Annotated in this window: 14 protein-coding genes; 6 read left to right on the top strand and 8 right to left on the bottom strand. The window is 46.0% G+C overall.

The features are described from left to right. Positions 1-17: 17 nt before the first annotated feature. Complete coding sequence (locus P2W76_RS13170) at positions 18-770, bottom strand: ATP-binding cassette domain-containing protein (RefSeq protein ID WP_276348291.1); 753 nt, start codon at positions 768-770, stop codon at positions 18-20. Continuing rightward, positions 767-1,501, bottom strand: a complete 735-nt coding sequence (locus P2W76_RS13165) for an ABC transporter permease (protein ID WP_276348290.1) — start codon at positions 1,499-1,501, stop codon at positions 767-769. Before P2W76_RS13165 ends, P2W76_RS13170 begins: the two co-directional genes overlap by 4 nt. A 143-nt stretch (positions 1,502-1,644) precedes the next feature. On the opposite strand from P2W76_RS13165, the gene P2W76_RS13160 reads away from it, so the two are divergent. From P2W76_RS13160 to P2W76_RS13140, 5 genes are all read left to right on the top strand, one after another. Further along, positions 1,645-2,340 (top strand): SDR family oxidoreductase, encoded by a 696-nt coding sequence (locus P2W76_RS13160; RefSeq protein WP_276348289.1) that lies wholly within the window; start codon positions 1,645-1,647, stop codon positions 2,338-2,340. A gap of 307 nt (positions 2,341-2,647) precedes the next feature. After that, complete coding sequence (locus P2W76_RS13155) at positions 2,648-3,247, top strand: PspC domain-containing protein (protein WP_276348288.1); 600 nt, start codon at positions 2,648-2,650, stop codon at positions 3,245-3,247. A 65-nt stretch (positions 3,248-3,312) separates the two neighbouring features. Continuing rightward, on the top strand, positions 3,313-4,254 hold the full coding sequence (locus P2W76_RS13150; protein ID WP_276348287.1) for a DUF5668 domain-containing protein: 942 nt from the start codon (positions 3,313-3,315) through the stop codon (positions 4,252-4,254). Between the two features lie 67 nt (positions 4,255-4,321). After that, entirely contained in the window at positions 4,322-4,927 is a 606-nt protein-coding gene (locus P2W76_RS13145) for an RDD family protein (protein WP_276348286.1), read from the top strand. Between the two features lie 50 nt (positions 4,928-4,977). Next, complete coding sequence (locus tag P2W76_RS13140) at positions 4,978-6,885, top strand: PAS domain S-box protein (protein WP_276348285.1); 1,908 nt, start codon at positions 4,978-4,980, stop codon at positions 6,883-6,885. Between the two features lie 168 nt (positions 6,886-7,053). Here P2W76_RS13140 and P2W76_RS13135 read toward each other — a convergent pair whose 3' ends face one another. Together P2W76_RS13135 and P2W76_RS13130 are read right to left on the bottom strand one after the other, a co-directional pair. Further along, entirely contained in the window at positions 7,054-8,793 is a 1,740-nt protein-coding gene (locus P2W76_RS13135; RefSeq protein WP_276348284.1) for a M56 family metallopeptidase, read from the bottom strand. Position 8,794: 1 nt separating this feature from the next. After that, positions 8,795-9,166, bottom strand: coding sequence for a BlaI/MecI/CopY family transcriptional regulator (locus P2W76_RS13130; protein WP_276348283.1), 372 nt, complete (start codon positions 9,164-9,166; stop codon positions 8,795-8,797). A gap of 185 nt (positions 9,167-9,351) precedes the next feature. Here P2W76_RS13130 and P2W76_RS13125 point away from each other — a divergent pair, with 185 nt between their 5' ends. Further along, complete coding sequence (locus P2W76_RS13125; protein WP_276348282.1) at positions 9,352-10,098, top strand: SDR family oxidoreductase; 747 nt, start codon at positions 9,352-9,354, stop codon at positions 10,096-10,098. A 3-nt stretch (positions 10,099-10,101) separates the two neighbouring features. Here the strand turns inward: P2W76_RS13125 and P2W76_RS13120 are convergent, their stop codons facing one another. The 4 genes from P2W76_RS13120 to P2W76_RS13105 form a co-directional block, all read right to left on the bottom strand. Then, the gene (locus P2W76_RS13120; RefSeq protein ID WP_276348281.1) at positions 10,102-11,406 is read right to left on the bottom strand and encodes an amidohydrolase family protein; all 1,305 of its coding nucleotides are present in this window, start codon (positions 11,404-11,406) and stop codon (positions 10,102-10,104) included. 124 nt (positions 11,407-11,530) lie between these two features. Next, complete coding sequence (locus tag P2W76_RS13115; protein WP_276348280.1) at positions 11,531-12,772, bottom strand: hypothetical protein; 1,242 nt, start codon at positions 12,770-12,772, stop codon at positions 11,531-11,533. A 46-nt stretch (positions 12,773-12,818) separates the two neighbouring features. Then, complete coding sequence (locus P2W76_RS13110; RefSeq protein WP_276348279.1) at positions 12,819-13,154, bottom strand: hypothetical protein; 336 nt, start codon at positions 13,152-13,154, stop codon at positions 12,819-12,821. Positions 13,155-13,377: 223 nt separating this feature from the next. Beyond that, positions 13,378-15,039: an FMN-binding glutamate synthase family protein gene (locus P2W76_RS13105; RefSeq protein WP_276348278.1), complete on the bottom strand. Its 1,662-nt coding sequence runs from the start codon at positions 15,037-15,039 to the stop codon at positions 13,378-13,380. Positions 15,040-15,261: the final 222 nt, after the last annotated feature.

Raw genomic sequence — 15,261 nt, 5'->3', positions numbered from 1 at the left:
ACTCGTCGGACGACTTGTTATTTATTTTTTTGAAGTGCCCTCATAAATTTGCTGGCAAATACGAAATCATTTAATTCCTGATTATCGGTATTCGAGATTTCCTTGTTAGATCCTTCCCACCATTTTTGTCCTTCGTGGAGGAATATGATGTTTTCTCCGATGCCCATCACGGAGTTCATATCGTGTGTTACCACGATGGTGGTTGTTTTATATTCTTCTGTTAATTCCTGGATCAGGTCATCAATAACTATCGAAGTTTTAGGGTCAAGTCCTGAATTTGGTTCATCTACGAACAGGTATTTCGGGTTCATTGCAATGGCACGTGCTATTCCCACACGTTTCTTCATCCCGCCGGATAGCTCGGCCGGGAACAGCTTGTTTTTCCCGGCGAGGTTAACTCGTTCGAGGCAGAAGTTAACGCGCTCCAGCTTTTCTTTCCGGGGCTTGTCGGTAAACATATTTAAAGGGAACATGATATTCTCTTCCACGTTCATCGAATCGAATAATGCGGAACCCTGAAAAAGCATACCTATTTCGGTACGGATCTCAATGCGGGTCTCGAAGTTCATACGTGTGAAGTCGCGATCATCATAAATAACGGAGCCCTCGTCCGGTTCATGAAGGCCTACCATACACTTCAGAAGAGTAGTTTTTCCTGATCCTGATCCGCCTATGATCAGGTTACACATGCCTTCTTTGAAGTCGGCGGATATCCCTCTTAATACGTGATTTTCTCCGAATGTCTTATGGATATTTTTAACCTCTATCATAGTAACAACTGGGCAATAACGTAATCAGAAAAAAGAATAGCAATACAGCTTATCACGACCGCTTTTGTACTTGACTGGCCTACTTCGAGCGCCCCGCCGCTGGTATAAAAGCCCTGGTAAGCAGAAACTGTTGTTATGATAAATGCGAATATCACAGCCTTAACCATCGAAACAGTAAAGGTAAAGGGAATAAAATCTGTTGTAATGCCGGTAATGAAATCCTGAGCGGTAACCGCACCGGAGGCAGTGCCAGCAAGGTACCCCCCGAAGATACTTAGTCCGATAGAAATAATAACCAGTAAGGGTATCGTCGTTACCGCAGCAATTATCTTAGGCAGGATAAGGTATCCCGGTGAATTAATTCCCATGATCTCAAGAGCATCTATTTGCTCGGTAACCCGCATCGTGCCAATCTGCGAGGCTACGCTCGAGCCTACCTTTCCGGCGAGGACGATCGCTGAAATGGTGGGGCTTAATTCAAGAATAGTCGAATCGCGGACAATAAGACCTATAACAGATTTCGGAATAAAATCGCTGACTAATTGGAAGGCTGTCTGGACTGTAGTTACCGCACCAAGGAAGATAGAAATAATTGCTACGATGCCTAAAGAGCCGACACCTATTGCATTCATTTCATGAAAAATCTCCTTCCGGTATATATTCCATTTTTCGGGCCTGCGGAACGCAGCTTTTAACAACAATATATATTTACCTAGGGGATGAAATATCATCTGGATCTGTTTGAATTAAAAGAATGTACAATAATAATACAAAATTATCATCCCTTCGGATGCCAGGGGGTTAAATTGCTTTCCACTTGCAAATATCCTTAATTTTAAAATGTCTCCATCGTTGATTTTGCTATTTTTAGCACATGAATGCTATTGTAACCGGTGCAACTAAGGGAATAGGCAGAGCTTTGGCACTGCGTCTTGCTGCTAACAATTATAATGTCGCTTTGTGTGCGAGAAATCCCGACGATGTTAGAAATTTTGTCACAGAGCTCTCTGCTTTGTACCCGGCATTGAAATTTTATGGTCTGGCTGCGGATGTTGTTAACAGGGCAGATGTGGAGGCGTTTGCCCGTTTTGCCCTGGAAAGTCTGGGTACTGTGGATATTCTCGTTAATAATGCGGGGCTTTTCCTTCCTTCTGGATTGATGGAAGAAGCGGGCGATGCGCTTGAAAAGCAAATGCAGGTCAATGTTCATGCACCGCATTATCTGTCTAAATTCTTTGCCAGGGAAATGATCAGCCGTAAAAGCGGGCATATCATCAATATCTGCTCCATTGCCAGTGTAAAGCTGTTAACCAGTTCTGCATCTTACAGTATAACCAAGGCAGCCCTCTTGAGTTTAACCCGTATACTACGGGATGAGCTGATGCCATCGGGAATACGTGTGACAGCAGTTCTTCCGGGGGCCACGCTAACAGATTCCTGGTCGGGTACTACGCTTCCGCCAGAACGGTTTGTACATCCTGAAGACGTGGCCAGAGCAGTTATGGCAAGTATTCAGCTAAGTGCCGGTGCGAATATGGACGAGGTGGTGATCCGGCCTTTATTTAGGTGAGATTTAGTTGAAAGTTGAAAGTTGAAAGTTGAAAGTGGAAAGTGGAAAGTGGAAAGTGGAAGGGAAGGTAATACTTCATTTTCGGTGACTGATGACAAAGTTACGCTGTGCAGAAATCTTGATTCCTGGCTCTTGATTCTTTTTCGCCGACATTTAACCGCCGTTTACCGAGTACTTGGTATACCCTGCCTATTTGCTATTTAGCAGATGCAGTTCTTGAAGTAGTTTTGATCTGTTAACAAAGGAATAACCATCCTGTTGACCTAAACCTAAACTAAAAAAGAAAACAATTTAAACGCTTAAAAAAATGGAAAAGAAACTACAACGGAATGAGCAGGAGAAAACGATAGCTGGGGTCTGTGCCGGACTTGCAGAATACTTCGATGTTGACGTAACATGGATACGCATTGCATTTGTACTGGCTGTCCTGGCTGGCTTCTCTGGGGTATTGGCTTATATCGTATTATGGATCGCTGTACCGGCGAAACCTTTTAACCCCAATTATAGCCAGTTCAATGCAGATTACAAAGTTTACGATAATGCAGCAAATCCTGGCGGCCCGGTAAATGATCCAACCTTTACCGGAATTCCTTATCCAAAGAAAAAGAAGTCTGGCAATGGCGGAGTAATGATCGGGCTTTTATTCGTCATATTTGGGGCCTTTTTTCTGCTCGACGAATTTCACTTCGTGCCATATTGGTTCGAATTCCACAAACTCTGGCCTTTGGTGTTCATTATCCCTGGGATAATGATGATTGCGAATGCTAATAAACGATCCTGGAAAGAGGAATGGAAGGAAAAACAGCGTGCTGAACAGGAAGCTAAAGCTGCGGCTCAACCCGGCACTGCTGCGGCTACAGAAGAAACCACTATTATTGCTGACGAAAACACTAACAAGGAAGTTTAGAATAATGGCAGCCCCTGTCAGGGTGCTTTCTAATGTTCTCACATATAAACAAGAAACATTAAATTATGAAAACCGAAAAAATTATCTGGGGCCTGATCTTCATCTTCGTTGGAACTGTCTTTATGCTCGACAACTTTGATGTAATAAACTTTTACTGGGGATCAGTATGGCGATTCTGGCCTATTATTTTCATCCTCATCGGTGTCAATATGCTGCTGAGCCGTTTTGCCAATAAAACGAGCGCGCCGATATTAGCTGGCTCAGTTACCTTAATTGTGCTTGCATTTATAGGATATCAGGGTTCAATACCAAGGGAAGACAACGGCTGGGTCCACTTTAAGTTTGATAATAAAAAGCGGAATAAAAGCGCGGATTGGAATGCCGTAAATTCATTCACTGAACCATATACCGGTGCGAAATCAGCTTCATTGACGGTAAAGGGGGGGGCAACGGTTTACACGCTTACGGATAGTACTGTCAGCTTATTCCAGGCTGATGTGAAGGAGCCTTATGGCGGCTATACTTTGGAAAAAACAACCCTGGATTCAGTAGAGGTGCTGGAGTTTCGGAAAAGAGATAAAAAGGGGCGCGGGTTTAAGATGGATGATTTGGAATCCAACGAAACGCGACTGCGCCTTAACCGTAATCCTGTTTGGGATATTACAGTGGAGATGGGCGCAGGTGAAGCTAATTTCGATCTTGAGCATTTCCAGGTACGCAGTTTGAATTTTGAAGGCGGCGCGGCCTCGTTCCAGGCAAAAATAGGATCACGGCTGCCGCTTACCGACGTGTCTGTACAAACAGGCGTGGCAAGTGTTGAAATAGAAGTTCCGGAAGCTTCCGGCTGCCGCATAGTGGTAGACAGCGGCTTATCATCTAAGGATTTTAACGGCTTTACCAAGCAATCTGACGGTTCCTACCAAACCGGTAATTATGAAACCGCTGCTAATAAAGTAAATATCAGTCTCAAAGGTGGCCTGTCTTCATTCGAAGTAAGAAAGTATTAAATATATTTGTTAAGCATTAAGCGGAAGCTTCCGGAAAGTACGGAAGCTTCCGCTTTGCTATAAGCCAATGGAAGGATATATAGTTGTCGTAAAAGGAAAACCTGAAGGACCCTATACAATGGATCAGCTGAAGGAGCTAAGGATTAAGCCGGGCACCTTTGTGAAAACCGCCGGGATGGACGACTATAAGGAGGCCCACGAAATACCGGAGCTTTGCGAGCTCCTGGGCATGAAGACCCAGGTCAGGAGGCCCCAGTACTTCGCATCCCTGGATGTCCGTTTGCTGGCTATAATAGTAGATTACTTCCTGGTATTCGCAATTTACTGTGTAATTGCTACGGTGACGGTGCTATTTATAAATGAAAAGGAAGCGAGGATCATAGCGGCTCTGAGCGGATTGGGTATTATCCCAATTGCCAAAATGATCTACAGCATCGTGGCCGAAGCCTCGAAGAAACAGGGAACTTATGGAAAGGTGCTTATGGGACTGAAAGTAACTGATGAAGCCGGGCTTCCTATTACAATAGGAAGATCAGCGGTAAGGAATTTGTCAAAGCTCATCTGCGTAGCCACACTGGGCCTGGGATACGCCTATGGCTTTTTTGATAAACGCCAGCAAGGTATTCATGATAAGATTGCCGGCACATTAGTTATCAAGGACAGGCTCTTGTGATTTCGAAATACGGATTAAGAATTGTTATTTAACTCTCTTTAAATTTGCCTATGCGAACTGTTGAACAATTGGAGAAGGAACTTTTGCGGGCAAAGCAACGTGAGGAGCAACTCAGTCAGCGTGTTGACGAGCTTAGTGATTTTGTAGAAAATGCTGCTATGCCAATCCATTGGGTAAACCACAATGGTGAAATAATCTGGGTCAATCAGGCCGAACTGAACCTGCTGGGATATAAAAAAGAAGAATACATCGGCCGGTCAATAGCTGACTTTCATGTCGACGCGAAGGCATTCAACGATATTTTGTCGCGCTCGACAGCCAATGAAACACTCGAAAGTTACCCGGCAAAGCTCAAAGCAAAAGATGGATCTGTAAAAAGTGTTCTCATCCACTCTAACGTTTACCGCAGGGAAGGGAAGTTCATGCATATTCGTTGCCTGACGAAAGACGTCACTCTTTTATCGCAAGAACAAGATAATAGGACTTTGTTAATCAAAGACCTGGAAGAAAATGAGACCCGCTTACGTATGGCGATGGAATTGGCTGCTGAACAGATCAGCAAAAGTGAAAATCTTTTTAAAACTATCGTTCTCAATATTCCAAAGACCCTGATCCTCATTATTGACAGAAATCACCGCTTTATTACAGTGGAAGGGGATATAATGGAGCGACTGGGTTACACCGAAAGTAGTTACGAGGGGAAGCACCCGTCAGAAGTTTTGCCGCCGGGAAGATATGAGGTCGCTAAACCCTTATTTGAGAGGGCCCTTGCCGGCGAGAAGTTCTCGGTCGAAACTAAATCGTTCGAAGGTCTGGATTTCGTTGTTCACCTGATGCCATTAAGGGATGAAAAGGACGAGATATACGCTGCTTTGGTGATGTCGATGGATATCACGGATATTAAGCAGGCGGAAGAGAAAGGAGCGAAATTAGCTGCAATAATCGAATCGTCTGACGATGCAATTATAAGTAAATCGCTTGAGGGGATAATCACCAGCTGGAATGCTTCAGCGCAGCGGTTATTTGGTTACACGGAGTCAGAAGTTATAGGGAAGTCGATATTGATGCTGATCCCTGAGGACCGGCAGGATGAGGAGCCCCTGATACTGGCCCGGCTCAGAAGGGGAGAGCGTGTGGAACATTTTGAAACTAAAAGGATCACCAAGGACAAAAAGATCATTGATCTTTCTCTGACCATTTCGCCGGTAAAGGATTCCAAAGGAAATATTATAGGCTTTTCAAAGATTGCCCGTGATATAACCAGTAAAAAGCAGGAGGAGGAGCGGAAAAATGATTTCATAGCTATCGTAAGTCATGAACTTAAAACTCCCCTGACCTCTGTGAAATCGTATATACAGGTTCTTCTTGCCAAAGCAAAAAAGGAAGGACTGGACTTTTCTGTAAATGCTCTGACGCGTGCAGAAGCACAAACCAACAAAATGACCTACCTGATCAATGATTTTTTAAGTCTGGCCAGGCTGGAAGAAGGTAAGATCCGGCTTAATAAAGAAGCCTTTACATTGTATCCTTTGTTGGAAGACCTGGCGTCGGATGCTCAGTTTCTTGCCGCCGGGCATATCATTGAGTTAAAGAATTGCGAAGATATTGTTGTTAACGCTGACAAAGATAAAATTAGCCAGGTGCTGATCAACCTGATCAGCAATGCGATTAAATATTCTCACAAAGGCAGTACAATTATAATTGGCTGCGAAAAACATGGCGATTTGGTAAAGGTTTACGTTTCAGATGAGGGAGTCGGAATTAGCAAGTCTGACCAGAAAAGGTTATTCGAACGTTTTTACCGTGTCGAAAGCGAGAAAATGAAAACCGTATCGGGTTTTGGGATCGGGCTTTACCTTGTCTCCGAAATCCTTAAATATCACGACAGTAAAATAGCCGTTGAAAGTGAAGAAGGAAAGGGCGCGACGTTTTGGTTCGAGTTGAAAACGGAGGAGTAGGTATGGGGGTAAGACTTATGAGGTCAGAAGTATGAGATCTGACGTCTGAGGTCTAAGGATTGTCGTCATACTCTCCGCCCAGACGTACAACTTATAACGTAAAACGTACAACTTAAAAAGGCCAGAGAAGAACATTGAATGCTTCCCTGGCCTTACTTCTCTAACCTGCTAATTTTTATCCGGCTCGGGAGCCAGGTTAAAAAATACCGGCATGGTGTACATTACCCGGACCGGCCTGCCTTCTTGTATGCCTGGTTTCCATCTCGGACTGTTGGCTAGTACTCGCGTCGCTTCTTCGTCAGCCCCGCTACCAATACCCCTGAGCACTTTGATTTCGGATAAGCTACCGTCCTTTTCAACAACAAATTGCATGATCACCCTGCCCGTTACCCTTGCTTTCTTTGCTTCTTCAGGATATTTGAGATTAGCCTGCATATATTTGCCCCATCCGGCCATGCCGCCGGCGAATTCCGGTAATACTTCCACCGTGCTGAAATCCTTGATATCTGTTGTTGTTCCAGACTTTGCTGTGTTTGGACTCTGACCAGAACCAAGTCCGAAATTGATGGGCATGGTATAGCTTACCCGGGCAGGCTCGCCGTTTATCGTTCCGGGAATCCATTTCGGGCTCTGCGCAACTACACGGATTGCTTCCTCATCTGCTCCGCTGCCAATACCCCTGAGAACCTTTACATCCTGGATGCTGCCGTCTTTGTCAACGGTGAAACTGACGATCACTCTGCCCTGAACGTTATTTTTTTTTGCTTCTGCAGGATATTTCAGTGTTTTGATCAGATATTCTCCCCAGGCCTTTATACCTCCCGGGAATTCAGGCAGCTTATCCTGTGCTGGCGATGCTTCCTCATCTTCTATTGCGGCCGCAGGGTATTTGGTCGATGCGGCGATCTGCTTTTGAAGATCGTTTTGGTCGGCCGGTTTCAGTTTGTTTGATTCAAGCGCTCGGTTGTGTTCGTTAACATAGCCGGCACCAGTTTTATTAATCATCCCTGGAAAAGTCAGGGAGCCGATGTTCTCGATCGGGCGCAAGCTGCGATCCGCATCAATACTCAGGGCATTGCTTTCAGAACTGGCCGTTGCTGCCGAAACAATCAGCATTAACATGAATAGGGGTGCAGAAAAGCCGTACTTCCAAAGGCCGTTGCTGCGTGATCTGTTTTTGTGTAACATAAGAATTCGTCGTTTTAATAATGATTTATTGAAAAAGTTATTACTTAGATGAAGAGGATCGACTCCAAGAATATTGCTGAACAACAAGGCAGCATAATCAGATTTACTCTGCATTAATGTCGCCGCTTCTTCATCAGCAATAAATTCGTGGATGTGGCGGATCTCCTTTTTATAGAGGTACATCACCGGGTTAAACCAGTTAACGATAGCAGCAAGTTCGATAAAAATAATGTCCGCCGAATGCCACTGGCGCATATGTACTCTTTCATGGTGAATAATAAAGTCTACGCCGGGCATATCTTTGTCCACCACCAGGGTATTGAAGAAAGAAAATGCCTTTCCTTTTTCAACCCTCAGATTTGATCTGAGGAACGCGAACCGTACCAGAAGGCGGATAAGCAGAAATACCAGGCCTGCACCATAGATCCAGAAGATCGCGTCCGCTATGCTTAGTGAAGACGCTCCTGCATCGCTAACAATAGCTGTTTCGTAGAGCATCTGCGAAGGCATGATAGCAGCCTCGCGGACTTTTTGCGTGACGATGAGGTCGCGGAACCAGTTTGAATTGATAAAGGGGATCAGGAACGACAGGAGTACGCTCGTGTTCAGGAAAAGACGGTTTTGTTTAAAGAATGTTTCATTCTTCAATACCAGTACATAAAAGCCCATAAAAAGCAGCAAGTACAGGTTGGTCTGGAGAAGATAGTTTAAGCCGTTCATATCACTTCGTTTTAAGTTTTTCAATCAGTTTAAGGATCTCATCTGCTTCTTTCAGGTCGAGTTTTTTCTCTTTTACAAAGAATGAGAATATGTTCTCCACCGAATTATCAAAATAGCCGCTTAGCAATTTTTCAGTTGCGAAACTTCTGTATTCTTCAATGCTTATAACCGGAAAGTAGCGATGGCTCTTACCAAATGCCTCATGGTCAACAAAACCCTTGGTTTCCAGTATGCGGATGATTGTAGACACCGTGTTATAAGCTGGCTTGGGATCGGGCAGCAGGTCTACAATATCTTTGACAAATGCTTTTTCCAACTCCCACAATACCTGCATGATCTGTTCTTCTGCTTTTGTTAATTCTTTTATCTCCATTGTGATGTTCTTAAAATAAACGTTCTGTTATATCTGATTCGAATCGATAACACCAAGTTATAACTAATAATTTAGTTTTACAACTAATTTTTTAGTTTTTTATTTGATTGCTCTTCTGTCCTTCCTACGACCGCTAAAAGCCAACCCGACGGTGATATCTCCACTTCGTTCCGTATTTTAGTATTATGAACAGATCCGTTATCATCACCGGTGGGAGCCGCGGCATAGGAGCAGCCACGGCTATCCTGGCAGCTAGAAAAGGCTACGAAGTGTGTGTCAATTTCCTGAGCAATGAAAAGGCAGCACTTAAAGTGGTCGATCACATTATCAGAAATGGCGGCAAAGCCATTGCGTTGCAAGCGGACGTTTCTTCTGAGTCGGAGGTGGCAAATATGTTCCGTACTGTTGATTCCTCTATGTCACCTTTATGGGGTCTGGTAAATAACGCCGGTATCTTGGAAACTCAAATGCGTTTTGAAGATATGAAAACGGACCGCTGGGAGCGCATCCTGAAAAGCAATGTCATGAGCTGTTTTCATTGTTCAAAAGAAGCCATTCGGCGCTTATCTGCGAAACACGGAGGCGCAGGAGGTTCGATCGTAAATGTGGGATCTATTGCTTCGCTGTCAGGGTCGCCCGGTGAATACGTAGACTATGCAGCTGCTAAAGGTGCTGTCGACTCTCTGACCCGCGGGTTGTCGCGCGAGCTCGCATGCGAAGGTATTCGTGTAAATGCTGTCCGGCCTGCCTTTATTTATACAGACATCCATGCCAGCGGCGGCGAACCCGGCCGCGTCGATCGGATCAAAGATCTTATTCCGATGAAAAGGGGAGGCCAGCCGGAAGAGGTTGCCGAAGCGATAGTATGGCTGCTTTCCGACGAAGCCTCCTATTGCACCGGAACATTTATTGACTTAGCCGGGGGAAGGTAAAAGCTAACGCTGTATCCACCGGCCATTAACCATTACCCTCTCCACATTCCTCATTGACTTAATATCCTCGAGGGGATTTCCTTTCACAAGAACCAGGTCGGCAAGTTTGCCTTTTTCAATACTGCCCAGCTGGTCGTCTATACGGAAGAAGCGGGCGTTCTCCATCGTAGCTGCCATGATTACATCAGAGGGACTAATGCCGCTTTCTACCCAGATCTCCATCTCGCGCTGGAAAGCCCATCCTTTTTCGGCATAGGCAATTATGGAGTGGGATCCAAGTGCAAGCCGTACCCCGGCTTTGTTCAGTTTGGCAGTCAGGGCTTTCATCGAGTTAAACCCGGCGAGCTTGGTTTTATCGACCGGGCCCGTACCTGCCTGGTACTCGAAGGCGCCTAATGTAGGGGTGACAAAGGTGCCTTTCTTCACCAGAAAGCTAGCCAAACTGTCGGCTTTCGGGCCGTTAATGTCCAGCTTTTCCCAAGTCTCATAGCGACCCTGTCGGCGGAAATTATTGTCGGCCAGCATACCCTGCCTGTATTTTTCAGCTTCCCGTTTCGGTGTGAGTGTGAGGCCAAAGGTGGTGATATGTTCAATGCCATCCAGTCCTGCGTCAACTGCCTGCGTTGCTTCCGTGCTTTCGAGATGCGCTGTTACAGGGAGGCCCCGCTTATGAGCAGCCTCAGTGATTGTCTTAATCATGGAAGGAGCGAGCCGGAAGTATACTTTAATCGCCGTAGCACCTTCATCCGCCGCGTCGTTTACTTGTTTGATAGCCTCGGCTTCGTCCCTTACAACAAAGGCATCATAAGGATAAGCAGGTGGAAAGCCGTCCAGGTGAGGCCCTGTTAAAAATAAGCGCGGCATAGGTTTGCCGGATTTCCGCTCCTCAGCGTAGGCTTCGATCCATGCTCCGGGATCGCGTAATGAAGTCACGCCATTTTTTAGAAAAAGAGCCGGCAGGTCTTTCACCCTGTCCAGGTGAAAATGTGAATCAATCAAGCCGGGAAGTAATGACATCCCTTTCCCTTGTACAATTTGTGCGTCATCCGGGATCTTAAACGATCCCATCGCGCCCACAGCCTCGATACGGCCGGACTTGATGAGCACTGCAGCGTCAGTAACCGGCTTACCCCCGTTCCCATCAATGAGGTTGACATTGATAACGGCAATAGTATTTTCACCGGCGGGAATCTCTGAATGGTTAGTAGCAACGATCTTATGCTTATGCGATGCTTTACTTGCAGTCTTTGGAGCAGCGCAGGAAGCCAGTGCGGTAAGTGCCAGCAGGGGTATAAGCTTTAGGTTCATTGGAAAAGGGATTTTGATAAATATATGAAACAACTAAGAAATCAGGCCAGGCCAACGCGTTCTTCCCGCGAGAATTACATTTGGGTAGGATATTGTTGATCCTTCGGCCTTGAGCATAAAATCTTTAACTAAACCCAAAAATCAGCGGGAATACAAACGTCACAATAATCGTCCACACCACATAAACAGGCAGGTAAAGGGCCATTGTCCTGCTTACGCCGTTAAGGCTGGCTCCCTTTGCAACGACCCAGAAAAGCCGTGAACTTACCAGGATCAGGTTGATTAGAATTAAGAGATTCGCTCCGAGCACGGCGGTCCTGTTAGGTGTGAATCCCATCTCGGCAATCCGGAATAAAATAGCTGAGAGGGCAATGCAGTTCACTACGATGGTTATAACAGACAGGAAGAACAGTACCCAGATCTCCCAACGGCTTTTTCCTTTTTTGGATGTTTCGGCCACCGAAAAGAAGATGAGTGCCATAACCCCGATTAACAGGGCATTGAAGATCATCAGAAATTCCCTGTCGTTATAAGGGTCTTTGCCCGAATAGCCCATCGCAATCAGGTAAATTACCAGCATGACCAGGACCAGGGGACTGAATATTTTAGCAATCACCGGCGATACTTTGCCTACCAGGTTCGGATTGGTCTGCGTAAGATAGGTTCCGACAACAGGGATGGCGGCAAGCCCAAAAACAGCGATATTCTGGAAATAGAACTTTTCAATATTAAGTCCGATCAGCGAGAAAAGTCCCACGGTGATTCCGCTGGTCAGCAGACCAGCTATTCCCAGCAGCGCGCATATCACTACCAGGTCGCCATTATATTTCAAATAAGCAAGCCGCCTGGTTTCATTATTACCGATATCGCCTACAAAGGCAAAGCCCAGTATTGCCCATAGAAACAGGGCCAAATGAATGCAGGAAAGGATTAGTGTATCCGTTTCCGGCAGCGGAAGGGAATTGATAAAGATCAGCCCGGCTAGGCTGGCAACGGCAATAAGGCCTAGCTTGCCAGCCGAAAGCTTGTTTTTCCAGGCAAAATAAATCGTGAGGATCGGGAACACGATGAAACCGATATTCCGGGGATAGAAAAATTCTTCATCAAGTGCTAAAATAGCCGGCAGCTTCGCAATGATACCAGCCACAAGGGCAGCGATGATCACAAAGATAAATTCTCGACCCGTGCCCCAGCTGATCTCGTCACTTTCATAGTTCAGCCTCTCGTTCCAGAAGTCTGCAAGCGAGTTTCCTTTCAGGGTGGGATAGAGGGCAATGAATTCCCTTTTAAAATGTGCCTTGTTGGCCCGGTACATCCTTTCGAGAGCTGCCGGGTCTTTCATGTTACCTGTTATTTCCTCTTTCATTTTCATGTCTTGAGCTTAGCGGTTCCTATTCTGATATTCAATATACTTAATTCCACATTGTTCCATTGAGCCCCAGGACAATTCCCATCCACAGGCCGACGATAAACACCAGGATACTGATAATCAATGCGATGGTCGGGTTTACGCCGTTACGGTAGCGCAATTGATCCATAAAGTAATAAAAGGCGCCGCCCGTAGCACCGGCAAGGGGAGTGATGATCAAAGGGCGGATCCTCCAAAGATTTCCCCATTCGGCCCTGCCCTCTACGCCGAATACAAAGAATGAAATTAAGATCAGGCCGATACCTGCCCCGATGAATACTGGTTTGATTAATGAAACTGGCGGGTTGCCATGTGTTTTTGGATTTTGTGCGTGTACCATGATTTTTGTTTTAGAGTTTATAATTGATGAACATGTATTTAAGTAAAGTACTTTGACTTTCAAAGTATAGATACAAAAAAATATATCTGTCCTTTCTATTATGAAATAACCTGATCCAATTCATTTGCATTTTTTAAGCAGAGAGATGAAGCCATGTTTTAAAAGTAATTAAAGTACTTTGTAATTCAAAGTAAAAGATTATAAATGAGATGTGCAAATAAATTTACCCGGCTCTCATCTTCCCTTCATCAATAACCCCGCTGGCATCCTGCGGATGTACTTTCGATACATTCTCGAACATTGGTTTAAACGTAGCGGAGCTGGCGAGTGCCATATCCAGCTCGTATCTCGAAGGATAAGGTGTGTTGATCAGGCTGCCTTCCGGAATTTCAGGATAAGTGTCTGCCAGGGTCTCGATTTTATTAGGTCCTACGCGGCGGTAAACAAAGGTCCGCTGGATCTCCTCCGGGTGGCAAAGACCCGCGGCTCCCATCAGCTGGATAGCGCTGAACACCGATTCCTTATGATAGTTATATACCCGCACTTTCTTGTCGGAGACTACGAGCCCCTTGCTGAGTGCGGGATTCTGGGTGGCCACGCCTGTAGGGCAGGTATTTGCATTACATTCCAGTGCCTGGATACACCCAAGCGCAAACATCATTCCACGGGCCGAGTTACACATATCTGCACCGAGCGCAAAGTTCTTAACGAGGTCGAAGCCGGTAGCTACCTTACCTGATGAAATGATCCGGATATGCTTCTTGAGCCCGAAACCGTTCAGGGCATCGTAAACAAAAGCGAGACCGTCCCGTAAAGGCATGCCGACCGAATTGGAGAATTCCAGCGGTGCCGCACCAGTGCCGCCTTCAGCGCCGTCAACGGTAATGAAATCGGCATAGATCCCCGTTTCGTGCATCGCCTTACATATTGCCAAAAACTCACTTTTATTACCCACGCAAAGTTTAAAACCGATAGGTTTACCTTCAGAGAGATCGCGAAGCTTTTTAATAAAATACACCATTTCCAGGGGCGTAGAGAATTCGCTGTGTGCCGGCGGCGAGATTACGTCCTTACCTTCTTCAACCAGGCGGATACGGGCAACTTCGGGGGTTACCTTTCTTGCCGGCAGCATACCACCGTGGCCCGGCTTGGCACCCTGTGAAATTTTGATCTCGATCATCTTGACCTGCGGCAGGTGTGCACGCTGCTTGAACGCCTCGTCGTTAAATGTTCCGTCGGTATGGCGGCAGCCGAAGTATCCTGTACCGATCTGCCAGATAATATCCCCGCCCGGCTTCAGGTGATGATCGCTTAACCCGCCCTCACCGGTGTTGTGAGCAAAATTACCCATCTTAGCTCCCCCGTTCAGCGCCAGGACGGCATTTTCGCTGAGCGAGCCGAAGCTCATTGCCGAAATATTGAAAATACTTGCCGAATATGGCTGCTTGCAGTCGGGTCCGCCTACCAGTACCCGCGGATCCTGGTTCAGATCCTGAGGATGAATAGCAGCAATGCTATGGTTAAGCCAGGAATAGCCGCTTTCATAGACATTCAATTGGGTGCCGAAAGGAACCGTATCGTCCACTGCTTTCGCCCGCTGATAGATCAGGGAGCGGTTGATGCGGCTGAAAGGCCGGCCATCGGTATTGCTTTCAACAAAGTATTGCTGGATCCCTGGGCGCAGCGTCTCCATCACAAAGCGGACTCTTCCCAAAACCGGAAAGTTCCGTGAAATGCTGTGCTTCTCCTGTACGATATCATAAACGCCAAGCAATATCAGCGGCCCTACAACTATCAGAGCCCACAAAGCAGGCGACCATGCAAGGCTGACTAACAAGATGATAGTAAGAAGGCTGACAGACAGAATAATAAACAGTTTTCTCATGACGTACCTATTTAGGAATGCAATTCGATGCAAATTCTAAAGGTAGCCAATATTGGATCAGGGAAAAAATTTTGATGGTAAGGCGATTGTAAAGAAGCGGGACGCCCACGTACCTGGTGATATATAACGCAGAGAGCACGGAGGTCGCCACTTCAAGGTAAATCAGAGTGAAGCGCCGGAAATCCGTTGCCGGAAATCCATCCGACCTCGGACCTCCGATCC

The sequence above is a fragment of the Daejeonella sp. JGW-45 genome, assembly GCF_029360805.1.
Classification (GTDB): domain Bacteria; phylum Bacteroidota; class Bacteroidia; order Sphingobacteriales; family Sphingobacteriaceae; genus Daejeonella.
Note: the sequence above shows the minus strand (reverse complement) of the source record. Positions and strands in the feature narration are given on the sequence as shown.

Excerpts from the sequence above, each read along its gene's own strand:
- P2W76_RS13110 (WP_276348279.1), bottom strand. The coding sequence starts at position 13,154 with ATGGTACACGCACAAAATCCAAAAACACATGGCAACCCGCCAGTTTCA.
- P2W76_RS13145 (WP_276348286.1), top strand. The coding sequence starts at position 4,322 with ATGGAAGGATATATAGTTGTCGTAAAAGGAAAACCTGAAGGACCCTAT.
- P2W76_RS13125 (WP_276348282.1), top strand. The coding sequence starts at position 9,352 with ATGAACAGATCCGTTATCATCACCGGTGGGAGCCGCGGCATAGGAGCA.
- P2W76_RS13130 (WP_276348283.1), bottom strand. The coding sequence starts at position 9,166 with ATGGAGATAAAAGAATTAACAAAAGCAGAAGAACAGATCATGCAGGTA.
- P2W76_RS13115 (WP_276348280.1), bottom strand. The coding sequence starts at position 12,772 with ATGAAAGAGGAAATAACAGGTAACATGAAAGACCCGGCAGCTCTCGAA.
- P2W76_RS13105 (WP_276348278.1), bottom strand. The coding sequence starts at position 15,039 with ATGAGAAAACTGTTTATTATTCTGTCTGTCAGCCTTCTTACTATCATC.
- P2W76_RS13160 (WP_276348289.1), top strand. The coding sequence starts at position 1,645 with ATGAATGCTATTGTAACCGGTGCAACTAAGGGAATAGGCAGAGCTTTG.
- P2W76_RS13135 (WP_276348284.1), bottom strand. The coding sequence starts at position 8,793 with ATGAACGGCTTAAACTATCTTCTCCAGACCAACCTGTACTTGCTGCTT.
- P2W76_RS13165 (WP_276348290.1), bottom strand. The coding sequence starts at position 1,501 with ATGATATTTCATCCCCTAGGTAAATATATATTGTTGTTAAAAGCTGCG.
- P2W76_RS13150 (WP_276348287.1), top strand. The coding sequence starts at position 3,313 with ATGAAAACCGAAAAAATTATCTGGGGCCTGATCTTCATCTTCGTTGGA.
- P2W76_RS13155 (WP_276348288.1), top strand. The coding sequence starts at position 2,648 with ATGGAAAAGAAACTACAACGGAATGAGCAGGAGAAAACGATAGCTGGG.
- P2W76_RS13120 (WP_276348281.1), bottom strand. The coding sequence starts at position 11,406 with ATGAACCTAAAGCTTATACCCCTGCTGGCACTTACCGCACTGGCTTCC.
- P2W76_RS13140 (WP_276348285.1), top strand. The coding sequence starts at position 4,978 with ATGCGAACTGTTGAACAATTGGAGAAGGAACTTTTGCGGGCAAAGCAA.
- P2W76_RS13170 (WP_276348291.1), bottom strand. The coding sequence starts at position 770 with ATGATAGAGGTTAAAAATATCCATAAGACATTCGGAGAAAATCACGTA.